Raw genomic sequence first — 18,585 nt, forward strand, 5'->3', positions numbered from 1 at the left:
CCGGGCGTCACGCCGGGTAGATGGTGACCGTGGCCGCCTTGACGACGAACATGACGTCGCGACCGGGGTACAGGTCGAGTTCCGCGACCGACACCGGGGTCACGTCGGCGGCGATCGAGTGGCCGTGGTGGTCGTCGCCGCGCACCCGGACGAGCTCGCCGTGCGGTTCGACCTCGGTGATGGTGACCGGCAGGTGGTTGCGGGGGCTGCCGGCCGGAGGGCTGAGGTAGATCGACACCTCTGCCGGGGCGAAGGCCGCCGCCGCCGGGTCGCCGTCGCGCAACGCGGGCGCGTCCCCGGCGGTGCCGTCGATGCGGACGCCGTCCCGGCCGACCACCCCGCCGCCGTCGCGGGTGCCACGGATCAGGTTCAGTCCCGCGAGCCGGGCGGTGAAGCCGGCCCGGGGATGCCGCAAGGTCTCCTCCGTGGGCCCGGACTCGGCGACCCGGCCCTCCTCCATCACCACCAGCCGGTCCGACAGCAGGAGCGCGTCCAGTACGTCGTGGGTGACGATCATCGTCGTGCGCCCCGCCAGGACCCGGCGCAGCACCCGCCGCAGCATCGGGGCGACGGCGACGTCGACGGCGGCCATCGGCTCGTCCAGCAGCAGGAGCGCGGGCTCGGCCGCGAGCGCCCGGGCCAGCGCCACCCGTTGCGCCTCGCCGCCGGAGAGCTCGTGGGGACGCCGCCCTGCGAGCGGCAGCACCTCGACCTCCTCCAGCCAGCGCTCGGCCCGGTCGCGCGCGTCCGCGCGCGGGGCGCCCCCGACCCGGGGAGCGAAAGCGACGTTGTCCAGCACGGTGAGGTGCGGGAACAGCAGCGGATCCTGCGCGAGCAGGGCGATGCCGCGGCGGTGGGGCGGCAGCCAGAGCCGGCGGCCGGGCCCGAGGTCGAACAGCACGCGCCCGTCGAGGGATGCCCGCCCCGCGTCCGGACGCAGGGTGCCGGCCAGCACGCCGAGGAGCGTCGACTTGCCCGACCCGTTCTGCCCCAGGACCGCGACGCGCTCCCCCTCGCCCACCTCCAGGTCGATGTCGAAGCCCCGTGCGGCGAGTGTCGCCGCGCACGCCAGCGTCATCGGTGTGCCCGCTCACCGAGCCGCGCGGTGGCCACGGTGATGCCGATCGCGACCGCGACGAGCACGAGCGACAGGGCCATGGCCGCGTCCGGGTCGTCGACCTGGCGCAGGTAGATCTCCAGCGGCAGGGTGCGGGTGACCCCCTGGAGGCTGCCGGCGAAGGTGATCGTCGCGCCGAACTCCCCCAGCGCCCGGGCGAAGGACAACACCGCGCCCGAGAGCAGCCCTGGCAGCACCAGCGGCAGGGTGACGCGCCACAGCACGGTCGACGGGGGCGCGCCGAGGGTGGCCGCCACCGCCTCGTACCGCTGCCCCACGCTGCGCAGCGTCCCCTCGAGGGAGACCACGAGGAACGGAAGGGCGACGAACGTCTGGGCCAGCACGACGGCCAGGCTGGTGAACGCCACGGGGAACCCCAGCACGTCGAGGGTCTGCCCGAGGAGGCCACGCCGGCCGAAGGTGTAGAGCAGGGCGATGCCGCCCACGACCGGCGGCAGGACGAGCGGGAGCAGGGCCAGCGAGCGCACCACCTGGCGCCCGGGGAAGCGCCGCCGGGCCAGCACCAGCGCCATCGGTACCCCCAGGACGAGGCACGCCAGGGTGGCTGCCGCCGAGGTCTGGAGGCTCAGCGTCAGCGCGGCGAGCGACGACGGGCTGCCGAGCAGCTCGCCGAACCGCGACCAGTCCACCCGTAGCCCGAGCGCCAGCAGGGGCACGACCACGAACGCCGCGCCCGCCGCGGCCGGCACGAGCACCCAGCCCGGCAGGCCCGAGTAGGCCGGATCGCGGGCGACCCGGCCCTGTCGCGGACCCGGAGAGCGCACTGGACTACCTCGCCGTGCCGAAGCCGGCGTCCGCGAGCACCTGCCGGCCCTCGGCGCTGCGCACGAGGTCCACGAACTCCTGCCCCAGGCCCGCCTGCGGGCCGCCGGACAGGGCGGCGATGACGTTCCGGTTGACCGCCCTGGACGACTCCGGGAACGCGATGCCCCTCACCGAATCGCCGGCCGCGATCACGTCCGTGGCGTAGACCAACCCCGCGTCGGCCTCGCCGGCCCGCACCTTCGCCAGCACGTCGGTCACGGCCTGCTCCTCGCTCACCGGCGCCAGCGTCACCCCGGTGGCCTCCTCCAGCGTCAGTGTGGCCGCGCCGCACGGGACGGCCGGCGCGCACACCACGAGCTTCAGCCCCGGCCTGGCCAGGTCGGCGAACGTGGCCACCGCGGCCGGGTTGTCCGGTGGCACGGCGATCGTCAGCGTGTTGGTGGCGAAGGGCCGCGCCTGGCCCGCCGCGAGGCCCGCGCCGGTCACCGTCGCCATGCTCGCCTCGTTGGCGGAGGCGAACGCGTCCGCCGGGGCCCCCTGGGTGATCTGCTCGGCCAGCGCCTGGGAGCCGGCGAAGTTGAACACCACGGCGGTGCCGGGATGGGAGGCCTCGAACGTCCTGCCCAGCCTGGTGAAGGTGGCCTTCAGCGAGGCCGCGGCGAACACCGTGACCGTCGTGCCGCCGGCGTTGCGGTGCGCGGCCGGCCCGCTGCAGCCGGACACGGCGACGGCCACCGTGACCAGCACGGCGGTGACGGCCGCGGGAAGGGAGGGGCGCACGGGTGCCCCTCAGGCCCGGTGGGGGGTCTCGACGATGACGGTGGTGGCCTTGATCACCGCGACCGCGACCGAGCCCGGCTCCAGGCGCAGTTCGCGGACGGCCTCCGTGCTCATCAGCGACACGACCCGGAAGGGCCCGCACTGCAGCTCCACCTGGGACATGACCTTGTCCGACTCGACGTGCGTGACCAGTCCGACGAACCGGTTCCGCGCCGAGCGGCCGACCGCTGAGCGGTCCTTCGCCGGGGAGGCCTGCGCGACCGCGAACTCGGCGAGGACGCGGCCGTCGACCACCATCCGGTTGCTCGCATCGGTGCTGTGCGCGAGTTGCCCGGAATCGATCCAGCGGCGCACGGTGTCGTCGCTGACTCCGAGGAACCCGGCCGCCTCACTGATCCGTATCCACGTCACAGCCAGGATGCTATTGCCGCAGATGCGGAGAAGCCAGCGTTGCCCCGAACCGTTGAGGACGCCGGCGACCGCCCCGGAGGGGAGCGGCCGCCGGCGTCCTCGTCGTCGGGCCCGGGGCCTCAGCCGCGCAGGTTGAGCGGACGGAGAACCCGCGTGATGCCGTGCGCGACCTGCTTGTTGCCCTCGTTGAGGTCGGTCTGCCACGGGTTCACCCGGGGGTTGGGGCTGTTGTAGTCACGGTCGCGGAGAATCAACTCGGGGACGTTCCTGCCCTTCACCTGGACAGTGATCGAGGCGCCCGGCAGCCCGGTTGCCAGCTTCGCGCCGTCCGCCTGAAGGGCGTCGGCGGCCATGATCGTCGACCCGGGCACCACGTGGTAGAGCAGGACATTCTCGATCGCGTCGACACCCAGCTTCTTCACCAGCGCGGCGAAGACCTTCTCCTCCGTGGGCTGCCACTTCCCGGTGAGGGAGTGCGCGAGCACCCGGAACGCCCGGTCGTTCGGGATGAACGCGGTGAGGGCCACCGTCCCGTCGGTGAGGAGCCCCACGTTGCTGGCGGGCTTCGCGGCCACGACCGCGAGGACCGCCTGGGTGACGATGTCGTAGTCGTACCAGTTCTGGTCGAACGTGCCGTTGCCGTCGGCGGTGAGGACGGCGGCCAGGCTCTGTTCGCCGGTGGGCGCCGCCTGTGCGGGCGCGACGGCGAGTCCGGCGGCGAGGGCACCGCTGAAGACCACCGCGGCGAGGCGGGAGAGAGTTCGTCGGAGCGTCATCGTGCTTTCCCTTCCTGCTGAGGGCTGCCCTGTGCAGCACACACACCGCTCCTTCCGCGCAGGACCCCCTGCCGGATGCGCCCCTACGCAATTCCTCCACGCCGTCCCGAGGGAGCGACGGGCTCTGGTGGCGCCAGACTCAGCCGACGTATGATTCAGGAAAAATCGTTCTGCTGACTGAGGAGCGGGAGGAACTGTCCCAGCGTCACCCCCGCTTCCAGGGGGTGCCGGAGGTGGGCGCCCGCGACGATCTCGTAGCGGTTCCGCCGCCCGGCCTTGGTCCGGACGACGAAGCCCTGGCCGACGAGTTCGGCGATGATCTGCTGGACGGCCCGCTCGGTGATGCCGACCCGCTCGGCGAGGTCCCGGACCCGGGCCTGCGGGTCGCGGGCGATCGCGACGAGCACGTGCCCGTGGTTCGACAGGAAGGTCCATCCGTGGTCACCGGCCATGGCGGAATGATAGGCGAACGGTGATTCCGGAAACAGGAGGACATGGTGGAGCAGGATGACACGGCGCGGTGGGGCGCGTCCCTCGACGACCTGCTGCAGGCGGACGTGGCCCTGCTGACCGGGCTGCACCGCGACTCGCTGGTCGAGCGGGGTGCTGCACGCATCGCCGGCCTGATGGCGTCCCTCGGCGATGCCGGCGACGCCGCGACGGACATCGTCGGGCAGCTCGACGTGGCGGACGCCGCTGCGCTCGCCCAGGCGCTCACCGTCCACTTCCACCTCGTGAACCTCGCCGAGGAGCGCCACCAGTCCCGGCTGCACCGCCGGCGGCAGGACGGCGACGACGGCCCCGGTTGGCCCGCCGCGTCCGGCCTGGGCGCCGACGCCCTGGAGCGCCTGGAGCGGCTGCGCATCCACCCCGTCCTGACCGCCCACCCCACCGAGGCCCGGCGGCGCGCCGTGACCGCGTCCCTGTCGCGGATCGCCGAGCACCTCGACGCCTACGACGACCCCCGCAACGGCGCCCTGCAGCGGGGCTTCGCCCGGCGCCGGATGCTGGAGGAGATCGACATCCTCGGCCGCACGGCCCAGCTCCGCCGCACCGCGCCCGCTCCCACCGACGAGGTGCGCACCGTGATGGGCGTGTTCGACCAGACCCTCTTCCGCGCCGTCCCCGCGGTCTACCGCGCGGTCGAGGCCGCCGTCCCGGGAACCGACGCCGGGCGCCAGCCCAGCCCGGTGCCGGCGTTCCTGCGGTTCGGCTCCTGGATCGGCGGCGACCGGGACGGCAACCCGTTCGTCACCGCGGAGGTGACGCGCGAGGCGGTCGCGATCCAGGCCGAGCACGTGCTGCGGGCGCTGGGGGTGGCCACGGAGCGGATCGCGCGGACGCTCACGATGAGCGAGCAGACGACACCGCCCTCCGCCGCGCTCCGGGACGCCCTGGCGCTGGCCGCGGTGACCGCCCCGGACACCGTCGCCGCGATCGTCCGCTCCTCCCCCGGCGAACCGCACCGCCAGCACCTGCTGTTCGCCGCGGCGCGCCTCGGTGCCACCCTGCGCGGCAGCCTCGACCTCGGCTACCGCGAGCCGGCGGAGTTCGTCCACGACCTGCGCCTGGTGCAGGACAGCCTCGCGGCTGCGGGCGACGCGCGAGCGGCCCATGGCGAGCTCCAGCACCTGCTGTGGCAGGCGGAGACCTTCGGCTTCCACCTCGCCGAGCTCGAGGTACGCCAGCACAGCGCGGTGCACGCCGCAGCCCTCGAGGAGCTCCTGGACCAGCTCGACGACGACCCCGGCGCGCCCGGCAGCCCGGAGCGCCTGGCCGTGCTGGACCGGCTCGCCGTGCACGGCTGGCCCGAGCAGGTGCGGCCGCTGACCGAGGCGACGGGCGAGGTGCTGGACACCTTCCGGCTGATGGGCTGGCTCCAGCAACGCTGGGGCCGGCGGTGCTGCGGGCGGTACGTGGTGAGCTTCTCCCAGTCCGCGGAGCACCTCGTCGCGGTCCGCGCGCTGGCCCGGCTCGCGGTCGGCGAACGCCCGCTGAACCTCGACGTCGTGCCCCTGTTCGAGACCGGCGCCGACCTGCGCGCCGCGGGCACGACGCTGTCGGCCTGGATGGACCTGGCCAGCACCCGCGCCTGGCTGGAGGAGCGCGACCGCCAGGTGGAGGTGATGGTCGGCTACTCCGACTCCGCCAAGGACATCGGCCCGGCGGCGGCCACGCTCACGCTGTACCGGACGCAGGCGGAGCTCGTCCGCTGGGCCGGGCGCGCGGGCGTGAAGCTGACGATCTTCCACGGCCGCGGCGGATCGCTGGGACGCGGCGGCGGGCCGCTGCACCGCGCGGTGCTGGCGCAGCCGCCGGGCTCCCTCAACGAGCGACTGAAGGTGACCGAGCAGGGCGAGGTGATCTTCGCCCGGTACGCGGACGTGACGCTCGCGCAGGCGCACCTGGAACGGCTGGCGTCCGCGGTGCTGGTGGCGGGGACGCCCCAGGTCACCCGGCACAACACCGCCGCGGAGCACCGTTTCGCCGGCCTCGCCGCCACGGTCGAGCAGGCGTCCCGCGAGGCGTGGCTCGCCCTGGTGCGCACGCCCGGCTTCCCCGACGTCCTGGCCGCGTCCAGCCCTCTGGAGGAACTGGGGCAGCTCCGGCTCGGGTCGCGTCCGGCGCGGCGCAGCGGTGCGGCGACCGGGCGCGACCTCAGCGACTTCCGCGCGATCCCGTGGGTGTTCGCGTGGTCGCAGGTGCGGGCCAACCTGCCGGGGTGGTTCGGCCTCGGGTCAGGGCTGGCGGCGGTGGGGGACGTCGACGAACTCCGCGCGGCCTACCGGGACTGGCCGCTGTTCGCCAGCCTGGTCGATATCGCCGAGATGAGCCTGGCCAAGGCCAACCCGCGGCTGGCCGCCCGGTTCCTCGCCCTCGGCGGGCGTCCCGACGTGACCGACCGGGTGCTGGAGGAGTACGAGCGGACGCGGCGCCTGGTGCTGGAGACCCTCGGCCAGTCCGACCTGCTGGAGGGCAAGCCCGAACTGCGCCACCGGCTGGCGCTGCGGGCCCCGTCCATCGACGCCCTCAGCCACATCCAGTTGCGGGCGCTGCGGGTGCTGCGCTCACCCGAGGGCAGCACGGCCGGCGACGGGCACGACTGGTCGGAGGTGCTGCTGCTCACCGTGAACGGCGCGGCCGCCGGCCTCCAGAACACGGGCTAGCGGCGACGTCGCCCGCCACCGCGCCCCGCGCACCGGCTTCGCGTCACAGCGAAGCGGGACTGGCGGGGCGCCGGACAGGCTGACGGCCGGCCACCCCTGGGTGACCGGCCGTCCCTCGGCTCAGCGGCCCATGCCCCTGCCCATGCCCATGCCGCCGCGCATCGCGCCGGAGGCGTGGGCTGCCAGGATGGCGTCTGCCTGCGCCCGGGTGATCCGTCCGTCCTTCACCGCCTGGTCGAGGGTGGCTTCCAGCTGCGCGGTGCGGTCGGCCTGGCGGGTCTCCTGCCGGGTCGTGAGCGCCTGGAGCACCGTCGCCCGGTCCACCTTCAGCTCCCCGGCGAGGAACGTGGCCAGCTTCTCGTGCTCTGCGGCCTGCTGCTCGGCGGTCAGCCCGGCGCCACGCACCGTCGTCGGGTTCGCCGCGTGGTACTTCACCAGCGCGGCGGAGACCGCGTCCTGGCTCACGCCGAGCTTCGCGGCCAGGTCGGCCGCGTTCGCGGTGGCGCCGTAGCCGGCGCCGTTGCGCATCCCCGCCATGCCGCCGCGTCCGCCGCCCCAGCCGACCTGCGCGGTGGTGGGGGCCGGCGACGGGGCGGGTGTCTCCGCACTGGCCAGGGCTGCACCTCCGAACGTCGTGGCCAGGACGACCAGCGTCCCGCCGACGCCCAGGGCGATCTTCTTGTTGTTCATATCCACTCCTCGTGGCTCGATGACCTGATGCCACGAGTCAACCGCCGGCGCATGGGACGGCCGTGAGGCGGGTGTGAAGCTTCCGTGAAGCCCGACGGCCGGACGGGCGTGACCCGGCTCAGCCCTGGTCGCCGGCGTCGCGGGGTGGGCGCCGTGGTGGTCGTGCCCGCCCGCGCGGTGGTGCTGCCCGTGCCCGCCCGCCGGAACGGCCGGCGTTCGCCACGGCGACGTCCGGTCGTCGCTACGCTGGCACGCGCAGACAGGGCCCGCGCCTTGTGGACGAGGAGGATTCCATGGACCGGGGCATGGCCGGGCCGGACCCCGCCTACGACGATCCGGCCGACCGCCAGCGGGCCTCGAGGGAGGCATGGCTCGTCCAGATCCTCGGCTCGCTCCACGAGGGTGTCCTCGTCTTCGACACCGACGGCCTCGTCGTCGAGATGAACCAGGCGTTCGTCGACCTCTTCGGCTACACCATGGCCGACGGCCCGATCCTCCCGCCCTACCCGTGGTGGCCGACGCCCGAGGAGGACGCGGCCGCGCACGCCGCGATCGGCGAGCGGCTCCTCGATGCGGTCAGGGGACGCGAGGGCACCACGGAGTTCGAGTACCGCGACCGGGCCCGGCGACCGATCTGGGTGTCCTCCGCCGACGCGGTGATGCTGGACGACGCCGGAGCCGTCACCGCGGTCGTCCGCTCGTACCGCGACATCACCCGGCAGGCGCACGCGCAGTCGCGGCGTGCGGCGGCGGCCCGGCTGAGCGTCGACTTCGCCACCACGGAAGACCTGGAGAGCCTGCTGAGCATCGGCGAGCAGGGCTTCGAGACCCTCTTCGACGGCGGGAGCACCACGCAACTCGACCTCGACCAGCGGTACCTGTTCTCCGGACGCCGGCAGGTCACGCCGGAGGAACTCGCCGACGGCGCGCGAACCGGCCTGGCCGGCACCATCAGCGCGGACGCCACCAGCCTGCGCCCCGGCATCCTGCTCGTCCCCCAGACGAGCACCACCGGCTGCCGCGTGTGGGTCCAGTTCCCGCGTCCCCGGCGCATCCTGCCGGACGAGATGATCGTGGCCGACCTCCTCGCCCAGGCCTTCGGGCTGGCCATCGACCGGCTGCTCACCCGCCAGCAGGCCGCGGAGCGGGAGAGCCACCTCGAGCAGGCCATCCAGGCCCACCGGCACATCGGGCAGGCCATCGGCATCCTCGTCGAACGGCACCGGCTGCCACCCGATGCCGCGTTCGACCGCCTGCGCAGGGCCAGCCAGGACCGCAACCTCAAGCTGCGGGACCTCGCCGCCCGCGTGATCGAGACCGGCTCAGAGCCGGAGAACGCCTGACCGCCGGCGCGGTGGACGGCCCTCCGGTCACCCGGCCGGGGTCTGTGCGCCGCCCCACGACGTCACTAACGTTGTTCAGGACCTCTTCGGGTCGCAGGAACCGAAGCCGTCGACTGAGTGCTGGTACGGAGGGGGCGCCGGCAGGGACGGTCGCGGGCTGGGAGTCGGGCCGGCAGTGGCGGCTGGCGCGAAGACTCCCAGCGGGCCGCCCGTGGTCCGGCCGGGAAGCGTCTGCCCCGGCGTCCTGCCTCAGTCCAGCAGGCCCGCCGTGCGGGCGCGGCGGATCATCTCCCCGCGGGTGGGAGCCCCGAACTTCTCGCGGAGGGTCACGACCTGCTTGCGGATCGTGTTGGGCGAGACGCTGAGCTTCCGGGCAATGACCGGGACGGGGTCGCTGGTGGCCAGCAGCGGCAGGAGGACCAGTTCCCGCTCGGTGAGGCGGAGGGGGCGCGTCGCTCCCCCGTCCTGGTCGCTGAGGTCCGAGAGCCGCTGCCCCAGGAGCGCGAGTCCCGGGTCGTCCGTACCCAGTTCCTCCTCCGCGACCTCGAGGATCAGCCTCCGCGCGGCCAGCGGGAGCAGGGCGAGGTAGAGGACGCTGCCGGTGCGGATCAGGCGTGCGACCTCCCTGGCCACCTCCCGGCGCACCTCGGGCGTCGGCCCGGCCTCCAGGATCGTCGCGGCGATCCGGATCGAGGCCAGGCGGTACCGCTGGACGATCTCCAGGCCCGGCTTGTGCGGACCGAGGTCCGCCAGGCGGCCCGCGTCGTGGTAGCGACCGGCCCACAGGTGCACACGGGCCGTCGAGACCAGCCGGACGGGCTCGGGCAGGGTGTCGGCGACCTCGGCGGCCGACACCAGCGCGCCGCTCTTGGCCAGGAGGAACGCCTGGGCGCGTCCGAGGAGGTTGGCGCCCATCGGCTCCGCGTGCTCGCGTCCCCGGATGGACAACCGGGCGATCTCCTCCGACAGCTCGGCCACCCCTGTGGAGAGGTCGCCCCACAAGGCCGTGCGCCAGGCCGCCAGCGAGACCCGCACCGCCCACACGCCTGCGGCGGTCGCGGCCTCCGTCGTCACCGCGGCAAGGCACTGGTCGACCGATACCCGGTCGAGCCGGCGGATGGCCTCGTAGCCGTCGGCCAGGAGCTCGTAGACCTCGCCCATGCCCCGCAGCCCCCGCGCTCCCAGCCCGCCGCAGACGGCGACCACCGGCGGGCTGGAGTAGTGCGCCGGACCGTCCTCTGTGGCGATCGCCGTGGCCAGTGCCTCGACGCCCTTCGCCATCACCGCCAGCGGCTCCCAGTCGGCCAGGACGGTCGACCACCGTGCCTCGTTCACGGCGGCGTGCGGGTCCCCACGGAACAGCGACAGCCGGGCCGAGAAGGCGCGGAAGACCGCCTGCGGCATCCTCGTGGGGCCGGCTCCGGCCCGGGCGCGGGCGTCGATGAGGTGGTCGATCGCGTCCCTGGTGCGCCAGGCGGCGTCGAGCTCGCTGTCTCCCCGGGGGGCGGTCATCCGGCGTTCGCCGATCATGCGGAACGTGCCGGCGGTCACCGCGGCGTCGGTGTCATCCCGCACCGCCCAGTCGCTGTGGAGCATGGCGGAGTCGTGCATCAGCCGGTTCCACAACTCGCCCGGGCCGCGCGGGGGGTCGTTGCCCAGGAGCGAGGACGCAGCGCCCGAGGCCCAGGTCAGGATGGGGTGGGCGCGCCGCGCCTCCTCCGGAAGGCTGGCGAAGTGGTCCAGCGTGGCCGCGTCGATTCCGTCGGTGCGCTCGGCAAGGAGGATCCACAGCGACTCCATCGCGTCCCAACGGCCCAGATCCGCCGCCCACCCGGCGAGCGGGTCGAGCAGGTCGAGGTCGGGCGCGGCAAGCCAGGTGTCGATGAGCGCCGAGCGGATCGCCCTCGCGTCCTCGGGGTCGGCGAGTTCGCGTTCTACCGTCGCTCGCCCGCGTCCCGCGATCACGAATCGGTCGGTGTCGCCCCGCCGGAGCAGCCGGGCGCCGAGGAGCGCGGAGACGAAGGAGGCATGGTCGTGGTCGCCGCCGGCCGCACACCAGCGGTGGACGAGTTGCAGCGCGGCCGGACGGAGCTCGCCGAACAGCCCGAGGGTCGCCACCGCTGTGCGCAGCGGGCCCTCGGTGAGCTCGGGCCAGCCCTCCGGCCCGCCCGGGTGTGACCCGGCGGGGACGGTGGACGACTCGCTCGCCGCAGCCACGGAGGCCTGGGGGACGCTGCCGCTGTACGCCAGACGCACCACACCCTGGCCGAATTCGTTCGGAGCCGTCGCCATTCTCCTTGCCTCCCGTGCCGAACGCGGGCACCCGGCGACACGATCGTCACCTGCCACCCGCCGCCGACGTCCCGCCGGCCCACGCAATCGTTTCACCACGCCGCTCACGACGCCGCGGCGGGACGGGGAGGGGTGCCCGGGTTACTACCGCGTTTACCCCCGTGGGTAATCACCCCGTTGCCGCGGGTCCACCCGATCGGTACCCGTAAGGCGAATCCCTGTCCCGGCGACGCCTCCAGGGCTGACAATGTCCACGTGACCACCTCGGGGGAGAGTGGCGGGACACCCCGGGGGGCGGGCCGGAACAGGACCGGCGGCGCCTCCCCCGCCCAGGGCCTGGCGGGCCGCGACGCTCTCTCCCTGCCACCGGACTCACCCTGGTGGCTGCCGATTCTCAGCCTGTGGCCGAGCATCACTCCCGGCAGCCACGCGGCGGTGGCGGTGGGCTTCCCCGAGGGCGGGACGATGCCCTGGGGAGCCTTCGAGGCGTGGCTCTCCCGGACGGGACTGGCCGAGCCGGTGCCCGGCTCACGTCCCTCCTCCCTGCTCGTCAGGGCGGCGTGGCTCCCCGTCCTGGACCGGGCCCTGGACGAGCTCCTGGAGTCCGAGGACGTCCGGGCGCGACTCCTCCGCATCACGCACGGGCCGCGCCACCGCATCGTCACCCGGGTGGCCCGCTGGGCACGCGGGGCCGGCCGATGGTCGGTGCTGCAGGAGATCTGGCTCCTGGTGTCCGAGGACGCGGCGAACGTCCCCGCGGAGCTGCTCCCGGTCCTGGCCGACCTTCCCGAGGAGGCCCGCAGGGAGCGGCCGATCCTGACGTGGGCGGCAGCAGTCGCAGAGGCGGACGCCGCGCCCGCCGCCCGCCGGGCGGACGCCATGTTCGGCCGGCTCCTGCTCGACGCCGCCTCCGTGCACGCCGACTGGGCGCTGCGGGAGGACACCGACACCGCCGTTCTGGCGGGCACGTTGCGGATGATCGCCGAGCGCAGGCTCCCGTCCTCGGGCCGCCCGCTGGAGACCTCGTGGAAGACCAAGTCGGAGATCGACGGCCTGATCGACGAGCGCTCGCGCGCGGGGCGACCGCCCGGGCGGTTCGCCCTGTCGTTCTTCCGCGCCATGTCGGCACGGCTGGCCCTCTTCCGGGCGGACTTCCGCGGCGCCATCGAGGAGGCGCGCTGGGCGGCCATCCTCTCCGACAGCGCCTCGGTCTCCGCGCTGGCCGCCGCGGTCGAGGCGCTGGCCCGGAGCCTGGGCGGGGAGGTCCGGTACCCACTCCCGGCAGCGGCGGAGTGGCCCGCGCCCGAGCGGTTCCGCTTCGGCGGCCTGAGCCAGATGGCCGCGGTGCTCCGGGCACTCTCCTACGGTCGCGAGGCCCTCCAGACCCTCGATCGGGACGGGGTGGAGCGCGCGCTGGCCACCACGAAGCAGGACATGTCGGCCGTCGCCGGCGTCTGGGCGGTGCGCGTGGCGATGGGCGCGTTCCACGCCGCGTTGTGGGGTGATCCGCCGCAGGGACTGAACCGGCTCTTCGCCGAACTCGCGGACCAGTCGCTGGGCGGGCAGGAGCAGGACGAGCCGATGGGCGAACTCCTGCTGGGTCGCGCGCGGGAGCTGCTGCTCAGCAAGATGGGAGCGTTCGGCGCCGCCGCCCTGTGCTCCGACTCGCTGTCGGAGCCGTTCCGGGCGATCCCCCAGGCCCGGTCGCGGCTGTGGGCCGGCCAGTTGGGCGCGGCCGTCCGGATCATCGAGCGCGCCCTGCCGAACCCGGAGCTCCTCCACCCCGAACGGCTCCAGCTCCAGGTGATGCGCGGCGCCGCCACGGAGCTCGAGGGCAGCGGGTCCGCGGACATCCGGACAGCCACCGTGAGCGCGTTCGAGGACCTCCTGCGGGCCAGGAACTATCTCGCGATCGCCACGCTGCCCCGCCCTGCGCGGGAGGCCGTCCTCGGCCTGTGCGCCCCGCTCGCCGATGATCCCGCCGCCGGCGCGTCCTTCGCGCTGCTGCGCGACCGCCTGGGGCCGGAGCCGGACGACGCGTCCGGCGGCCCCGGCCTGTTCCGCCTGACCGAGCGCGAAGCCGTGCTCCTCCCGCTGCTGGCGACGACCGCCTCGGTGCCCGAGATCGCCCGGCGCCTCCACGTGTCGGTGCACACGGTGCGCAAGCAGGTCGCGACGTTGAGGGAGAAGTTCCAGGCGCCCACGCGCGCGGAACTCGTGCGCAAGGCCGGCATCTACGGGGCGCTGAGGTAGCCGCGCCCCGGACGGGGGGCGACGAGCCGCCGGACGCTACCGGGGCGGCCGGGCCACCGGGACCACGAGGATCGCGAGCGCCGAGACCGCGCCCACGACGAGCAGGGAGTTCAGCACTCCGAAGTGGTCGCCGAGGAAGCCCAGCAGGGGCGGCCCGGCCAGAAAGGCGGTGTAGCCGAGCGTGGAGACAACGGAGATGCGCATCGGTGCCCGTGCCGGGTCGTCCGCGGCCGCCGACATCCCGACCGGGAAGCCGAGGCTGGCGCCCACGCCCCAGATCGCACAGCCGACGAACGCCAGCCAGGTGTCGCCGAACACCACGAGCAGGCACCCGAGGGTGGCCGCGGTGAACAGCACCCGCAGGACCACCACGCGGCCGTAGCGGTCGAGCAGCCGGGTGCCCAGGATCCTTCCGGCCGTCATGAACGACAGGAACACGGCCAGGGCGACCACCCCGAGCGCGTTGTCCAGGTCATGACCGTCGACGAAGGCGACCGCCATCCAGTCGTTGGCCGTGCCCTCGGCGAACGCGGCGGCGAGCACCATGACCCCGATCAGCAGGGTGCGCGGCTCGAGCCAGGCCGACCCGGCCCGGCGGGCGGCGGCATCCACGGCCGGTCCGGCGTCGTCGAAGGCCGGCAGGAACTGCCCTGTCCCCCACAGCGCGACGACCACGGTGAGGAGCGCGACCACGCCGAGGTGGGCCACCAGGGGCACCCGCAGCCACACCAGGCCCGCACCCACCAGTGCGGCCAGCACCGTGCCGCCGCTGAACGCGGCGTGGAACCACGGCATGATCGCCTTGTCCAGCGCCCGCTCGATGATGGTGCCCTCGAGGTTCTGGGCGACGTCCCACACCCCCGAACCGAGCCCGAGCAGGAACAGGCCGGGCATCACCCAGTACATGCTCGCGTGGGCCTGGACGGCGGTCCCGGCCAGCACGATCCCGGGCGCGAGCAGGGACAGGCCGAGGCGGACCGTCCGCGCCGCCCCGAACCGGTGCGCGATCCGGCCCGCCACCGGCAGGCCCAGCAGCGAGCCGACCGACACCGACAGCAACAGCACGCTCAACATGCCGGGGGTCAGGGCCAGCGCCTCCTTCACGTCCGGCACCCGCGACATCCACGAGGCGAAGGCGAAGCCGTTCACGGCGAACACCGCGAGGTCGCCGTTGCGGGCCGCGATCACCGTCCGGTCGCTGCGGAGGGTGGGGCTGGTCACGCGTTGCATACCGTGACCGTAGGTGAGTGAATGATCACGTGCAACGATCAATTCGCCACAAGTTGATCATCCAGGCGCTCCAGACCGGCGGCCGGTTGCGGGTCGAGCAGCTGGTGGAGCTGACCGGCTCCTCCGCCGTGACGATCCGGCGCGACCTGGCCCATCTCGAGGCCCACGGAGCGCTCCGCAGGGTGCCCGGCGGGGCCGCGCGGACGGTGAAACACGGCGAGAGCATCCCGTTCAGCCTCCAGCTCGCGGAGGACCGTGACCTCAAGGCCCGGCTCGCGACGGCGGCCGCGGCCCTGATCGCCGACTACGAATCCGTGATCATCGACAACGGCACCACCTGCCACGCGGTCGCCCAGGAACTCGCCGGACGCCCGATCACCGCCCTGTGCCTGTCCCTCCACGCCGCGGTGGTCCTCGGCTCGACCCCCGGCGCCCGCGTGATCGTGCCCGGCGGCCCGGTGGAACCGGACACGCTGGCGTTCCTGGGCAGCCAGGCGGTGGACGCCGTCCGCAACATGCGCGCCGACGCCCTGGTGCTCGGCACCTGCTCCGCGTCGGCGACGAGGGGACTCACGTCCACCCTGTACGAGGACGCGCAGATCAAGCAGGCGAGCATCCAGTCCTCCACGCGCCGGATCCTGGTCACCGTGGCGGACAAGCTGAACCGGTCCTCGAACTTCCGCTTCGGCACTCCCGCGGACCTGACCCACCTGGTGATCACCGACGACGCCCCCGCCGAACTGCTCGACATCTTCCGCGACGACGGGGTGGAGGTCATCCTGGTGTGACCGTGACCGCCCGGCGTTCCGCCTAGAAGGGCACCCCGCAGGTGAGGATCACGTTCGCGTACGGCGTCGCCTCTCCGGAGCGGACGAGCAGGCGGGCCTCGCGCGTGCGCCGCTTGAACACCTCGTGGTCCACCGTGTCCGGCCGGACGAACAGCGACGCCACCAGGTCGGCCACCCGCGGGTTGCGGTCGAGCGCCTCACCGGCGATCAGGGCGTGCTCCACCACGAGCTCCGTCGACAGCGCGCGCAGCACCTGCTCGAAGGTCGGCACGCCGAACACGAGGGAGAGGTCGACGACCTCCACGCCCGGGGGCCGGGGAAGGCCGCAGTCGGCCACGACCACGGTGTCGGTGTGACCCAGCTGCGACAGCAGCAGGTTGAGCCGGGGGTTCAGGATGCCGCCGCGCTTCATGCCCGGCCCACCTCGGACGCCCTGGGGTAGGACGACTGCGCACCGGGCCGCTGCACCGACACCGCAGCGACGTCGGTGGCCCGTGCGAGACCGGCGGCCAGCGTCCCGCCGGCGGCCAGCTCGACGGCCAGCGCGCCCACGAAGGCGTCGCCCGCCCCGGTGGTGTCGACTGCGGTCACGCGCCGGGCGGCCTGGTGGTGCACGCTCCCGTCCGCCTCGAGGGCGAGGGCGCCGTCAGCACCGAGGGTCAGCACGACGCTCCGGGGGCCGAGCAGCGCCAGCCGCCGGGCGAGCTGCTCCGGATCGGCGGTGGAGCCAGGGTCGTCCCCCAGCAGGAGCAGGGCCTCGCTGCGGTTCACGACGAGCGGGTCACAGGCCCCCAGCACGGCGGAGGGAGGGACGGCAGCCGGGGCAGCGTTCAGCAGGAACCGGGTGCCCGCGCGGGCGCAGGTGGCCGCGACGCACTCGACCGTGGCCATCGGCACCTCCAGCTGCATCACGACCAGGTCGGCGGTCGCCCACCCGGGTTCGCAGGCGGCCACGTGGGCGGGAGTCACCGCGCTGTTGGCGCCCGGTGCCACCACGATCGAGTTCTCGCCGTCGGGGGTGACGAAGATCAGGGCGACCCCCGTGGCCGCGTCCGCCGTGCCGAGCCGCGACACGTCGACGCCGGCGTCGGCGAGCGAGCCGCGCAGCAGGTCGCCGTTCGCGTCCGCGCCGACGGCACCCACGAATCGGACGTCCCCGCCCAGGAGCCCCGCGGCGACCGCCTGGTTGGCGCCCTTGCCACCCGGGGTGATGACCAGGTCGGAGCCGAGGATCGTCTCCCCGCCCGCCGGGCGCCGGTCGACCTGGACGACGAGGTCGGCGTTCGCCGAGCCGATCACGGCGATGGTGCCCATGGTCCCCTCCCGGTCCGCAGCGGTGCGTCAGTAGGCCAGGCCGCGCGGCTCCGGACCGAGCGGCGCCGAGGCGGGGTTCGGCACGCGGAAACCGTTGGACCGGTACGCCTCGTAGTCGAAATTCTCACACTCGTCGTAGCCGATCCAGTGGTACTCGTAGAAGCCGTCCCAGTCCTCGTAGCCCTCGCCGAGGGAGCTCTCCAGGAACGCGTCCGCCATCGCCTGCGCGAGCCGGGGCGCCGTCCAGAACGCGCCCATCGCCAGCAGGTTGGCGTTGTTCGCGGTGGCCGCCCGCTTGGCGGACGGGAGCGTCTCGGCCACGGCGGCGTGCACGTGGGGGCACTTGCTCGCCGCGATGTGGATGCCCATGCCGGTGCCGCAGAAGGCCAGCGCCTTCTCGAACTCGCCCTCGGAGATCTTCGAGCCCACCAGGAAGCCGACCCGGTGGTACATGTCGCAGTCCTCGAGCGTGGGGGTCACGTCCTCCACGTCCCAGCCGCGCGCGACCAGGTGCTTCTTCACGGCCTCCTTCAACGGGAAGCCCGCGAAGTCAGCCCCCACGACGACATGCCTGTCCTTGACCGTCTTCATTTCGTTTGTCCTTTTCCCTTCGAGGTCCGGTGTGATGAGCGCCTTCCGGAGAGGTGGTTGGCGGTGATGACGGCGAGGAGCACCCCACCCCAGATGAGGGGCCGGTAGAAGTTGCTGATGTTCGGGAACATGTTCAGGCCCGAGGAGAGGATCTGCAGGATCAGGATCGCCAGCACGACGCCGAGCAGGCGCCCGTTGCCGCCGTTGGGGTTCACCCCGCCGAGCACGACGATCAGCACCGCCAGCAGCGTGTAGGTCGACCCGTAGTCGGCCTTGGCGGAGTTGTAGTTGGCGAGCATCACCAGGCCGGCCAGCGAGGCGTACAGGCCCGACAGCGTGTAGGTGCGCACCAGCAGGCTCGTGGTGTTGAGCCCACTGAACCGGGCGGCGGTCGCGTTCGTCCCCAGCATGTAGATCTTCGTCCCGAAAGCCGTCCGCGTCATCAGGAGCCAGATCAGGACGGTGGCCACGGCGAACACGATCAACGGCACCGGGATGAGCCCGAACAGCTTGCCGGCGAACACCTCCCCGTACAGCGCGGGCAGGCCGCTCTTCGGCTTGCCCCCGGTGATCAGGATCGCGATGCCGGTGAACAGCTCGAAGGTGCCCAGGGTGGCCAGGATGGGCGGGATCCGCACCTTGGCCACGAGGAATCCGTTGAGCGCGCCGGCGGCGGCACCGGTGGCGAGGGCCAGGCAGATGGCCACCGCGATGGCGCCGGTCGCGGTCGCGGGGTCGGCTCCGCGCGGGGCCATGCCCAGCATCACCACGGCCGCGCCGATCGCCGCCATGTTCGCCACGCCGACGACCGACAGGTCGATCCCCGCGGTGATCATCGTGAGCATCACCCCGAGCGCCATCAGGCCGAATTCGGGGAACTGGATCGCCATCGACTGCCAGGTGAGCAGGTTGAAGAAGCCCTCGGTCTTGACGATCGCGAAGAAGCCGACCAGCACGGCGAGCATGACCAGCAGGCGGGTGAGGTGGGTGTCGCGCGAGAGGGCCCGCAGGGAGCCCGATCGTGACAGGAGTGTCTGCACGGCAGCG

The 18,585-nt window shown here is 73.6% G+C and carries 17 protein-coding genes; 4 read left to right on the top strand and 13 right to left on the bottom strand.

The genetic code is table 11. The features are described 5' to 3' along the window. Positions 1-7 precede the first annotated feature (7 nt). The 6 genes from ACFQQJ_RS02300 to ACFQQJ_RS02325 form a co-directional block, all read right to left on the bottom strand. On the bottom strand, positions 8-1,078 hold the full coding sequence (locus ACFQQJ_RS02300) for a sulfate/molybdate ABC transporter ATP-binding protein (RefSeq protein WP_377103657.1): 1,071 nt from the start codon (positions 1,076-1,078) through the stop codon (positions 8-10). Continuing rightward, on the bottom strand, positions 1,075-1,902 hold the full coding sequence (locus ACFQQJ_RS02305) for an ABC transporter permease (protein ID WP_377103659.1): 828 nt from the start codon (positions 1,900-1,902) through the stop codon (positions 1,075-1,077). The genes ACFQQJ_RS02300 and ACFQQJ_RS02305 overlap by 4 nt, the downstream gene beginning before the upstream one ends. Positions 1,903-1,906: 4 nt before the next feature. Further along, the gene (gene modA / locus ACFQQJ_RS02310; protein WP_377103661.1) at positions 1,907-2,683 is read right to left on the bottom strand and encodes a molybdate ABC transporter substrate-binding protein; all 777 of its coding nucleotides are present in this window, start codon (positions 2,681-2,683) and stop codon (positions 1,907-1,909) included. Between the two features lie 9 nt (positions 2,684-2,692). Beyond that, positions 2,693-3,094, bottom strand: coding sequence for a molybdopterin-binding protein (locus ACFQQJ_RS02315; protein WP_377103663.1), 402 nt, complete (start codon positions 3,092-3,094; stop codon positions 2,693-2,695). A 119-nt stretch (positions 3,095-3,213) separates the two neighbouring features. Continuing rightward, positions 3,214-3,870 carry a fasciclin domain-containing protein gene (locus ACFQQJ_RS02320; RefSeq protein WP_377103665.1) on the bottom strand — a complete coding sequence of 219 codons (657 nt, stop codon included), beginning with the start codon at positions 3,868-3,870 and terminating at the stop codon, positions 3,214-3,216. 155 nt (positions 3,871-4,025) lie between these two features. Beyond that, positions 4,026-4,322 carry a helix-turn-helix transcriptional regulator gene (locus tag ACFQQJ_RS02325; protein ID WP_377103667.1) on the bottom strand — a complete coding sequence of 99 codons (297 nt, stop codon included), beginning with the start codon at positions 4,320-4,322 and terminating at the stop codon, positions 4,026-4,028. Between the two features lie 45 nt (positions 4,323-4,367). On the opposite strand from ACFQQJ_RS02325, the gene ACFQQJ_RS02330 reads away from it, so the two are divergent. Continuing rightward, positions 4,368-7,037 (top strand): phosphoenolpyruvate carboxylase, encoded by a 2,670-nt coding sequence (locus ACFQQJ_RS02330; protein ID WP_377103669.1) that lies wholly within the window; start codon positions 4,368-4,370, stop codon positions 7,035-7,037. 120 nt (positions 7,038-7,157) lie between these two features. Here the strand turns inward: ACFQQJ_RS02330 and ACFQQJ_RS02335 are convergent, their stop codons facing one another. Beyond that, positions 7,158-7,727, bottom strand: coding sequence for a hypothetical protein (locus ACFQQJ_RS02335; RefSeq protein WP_377103671.1), 570 nt, complete (start codon positions 7,725-7,727; stop codon positions 7,158-7,160). 293 nt (positions 7,728-8,020) lie between these two features. Between ACFQQJ_RS02335 and ACFQQJ_RS02340 the strand changes: the two genes are divergently transcribed. Then, entirely contained in the window at positions 8,021-9,070 is a 1,050-nt protein-coding gene (locus ACFQQJ_RS02340) for an ANTAR domain-containing protein (RefSeq protein WP_377103673.1), read from the top strand. A gap of 249 nt (positions 9,071-9,319) precedes the next feature. On the opposite strand, the gene ACFQQJ_RS02345 is transcribed toward ACFQQJ_RS02340, so the two are convergent. Continuing rightward, positions 9,320-11,362 (bottom strand): response regulator transcription factor, encoded by a 2,043-nt coding sequence (locus tag ACFQQJ_RS02345; RefSeq protein ID WP_377103674.1) that lies wholly within the window; start codon positions 11,360-11,362, stop codon positions 9,320-9,322. A 255-nt stretch (positions 11,363-11,617) separates the two neighbouring features. On the opposite strand from ACFQQJ_RS02345, the gene ACFQQJ_RS02350 reads away from it, so the two are divergent. Beyond that, the gene (locus ACFQQJ_RS02350) at positions 11,618-13,615 is read left to right on the top strand and encodes a response regulator transcription factor (RefSeq protein ID WP_377103676.1); all 1,998 of its coding nucleotides are present in this window, start codon (positions 11,618-11,620) and stop codon (positions 13,613-13,615) included. Between the two features lie 36 nt (positions 13,616-13,651). Here the strand turns inward: ACFQQJ_RS02350 and ACFQQJ_RS02355 are convergent, their stop codons facing one another. Then, positions 13,652-14,845 (bottom strand): MFS transporter, encoded by a 1,194-nt coding sequence (locus tag ACFQQJ_RS02355; protein WP_377103679.1) that lies wholly within the window; start codon positions 14,843-14,845, stop codon positions 13,652-13,654. A 29-nt stretch (positions 14,846-14,874) separates the two neighbouring features. Here ACFQQJ_RS02355 and ACFQQJ_RS02360 point away from each other — a divergent pair, with 29 nt between their 5' ends. Then, positions 14,875-15,633 (top strand): DeoR/GlpR family DNA-binding transcription regulator, encoded by a 759-nt coding sequence (locus tag ACFQQJ_RS02360; protein ID WP_377103681.1) that lies wholly within the window; start codon positions 14,875-14,877, stop codon positions 15,631-15,633. A 22-nt stretch (positions 15,634-15,655) separates the two neighbouring features. Here ACFQQJ_RS02360 and rbsD read toward each other — a convergent pair whose 3' ends face one another. The 4 genes from rbsD to ACFQQJ_RS02380 are packed head-to-tail and all read right to left on the bottom strand — an operon-like array spanning position 15,656 to position 18,578. Next, complete coding sequence (gene rbsD, locus ACFQQJ_RS02365; RefSeq protein ID WP_377103683.1) at positions 15,656-16,045, bottom strand: D-ribose pyranase; 390 nt, start codon at positions 16,043-16,045, stop codon at positions 15,656-15,658. Further along, entirely contained in the window at positions 16,042-16,947 is a 906-nt protein-coding gene (locus tag ACFQQJ_RS02370; RefSeq protein WP_377103685.1) for a ribokinase, read from the bottom strand. Before ACFQQJ_RS02370 ends, rbsD begins: the two co-directional genes overlap by 4 nt. 27 nt (positions 16,948-16,974) lie before the next feature. Further along, positions 16,975-17,538: an RpiB/LacA/LacB family sugar-phosphate isomerase gene (locus ACFQQJ_RS02375; RefSeq protein ID WP_377103687.1), complete on the bottom strand. Its 564-nt coding sequence runs from the start codon at positions 17,536-17,538 to the stop codon at positions 16,975-16,977. Continuing rightward, positions 17,535-18,578 (bottom strand): ABC transporter permease, encoded by a 1,044-nt coding sequence (locus ACFQQJ_RS02380; protein ID WP_377103689.1) that lies wholly within the window; start codon positions 18,576-18,578, stop codon positions 17,535-17,537. The genes ACFQQJ_RS02375 and ACFQQJ_RS02380 overlap by 4 nt, the downstream gene beginning before the upstream one ends. Between the last annotated feature and the right edge of the window lie 7 nt (positions 18,579-18,585).

This window comes from Propionicimonas sp. T2.31MG-18, from assembly GCF_964266745.1.
Taxonomy (GTDB): Bacteria; Actinomycetota; Actinomycetes; order Propionibacteriales; family Propionibacteriaceae; genus Propionicimonas.

Coding starts and splice junctions, on each gene's coding strand:
- ACFQQJ_RS02300 (WP_377103657.1), bottom strand. CDS start 1,078: ATGACGCTGGCGTGCGCGGCGACACTCGCCGCACGGGGCTTCGACATC.
- ACFQQJ_RS02320 (WP_377103665.1), bottom strand. CDS start 3,870: ATGACGCTCCGACGAACTCTCTCCCGCCTCGCCGCGGTGGTCTTCAGC.
- ACFQQJ_RS02325 (WP_377103667.1), bottom strand. CDS start 4,322: ATGGCCGGTGACCACGGATGGACCTTCCTGTCGAACCACGGGCACGTG.
- ACFQQJ_RS02335 (WP_377103671.1), bottom strand. CDS start 7,727: ATGAACAACAAGAAGATCGCCCTGGGCGTCGGCGGGACGCTGGTCGTC.
- ACFQQJ_RS02340 (WP_377103673.1), top strand. CDS start 8,021: ATGGACCGGGGCATGGCCGGGCCGGACCCCGCCTACGACGATCCGGCC.
- ACFQQJ_RS02345 (WP_377103674.1), bottom strand. CDS start 11,362: ATGGCGACGGCTCCGAACGAATTCGGCCAGGGTGTGGTGCGTCTGGCG.
- ACFQQJ_RS02355 (WP_377103679.1), bottom strand. CDS start 14,845: ATGCAACGCGTGACCAGCCCCACCCTCCGCAGCGACCGGACGGTGATC.
- rbsD (WP_377103683.1), bottom strand. CDS start 16,045: ATGAAGCGCGGCGGCATCCTGAACCCCCGGCTCAACCTGCTGCTGTCG.
- ACFQQJ_RS02370 (WP_377103685.1), bottom strand. CDS start 16,947: ATGGGCACCATCGCCGTGATCGGCTCGGCGAACGCCGACCTCGTCGTC.
- ACFQQJ_RS02375 (WP_377103687.1), bottom strand. CDS start 17,538: ATGAAGACGGTCAAGGACAGGCATGTCGTCGTGGGGGCTGACTTCGCG.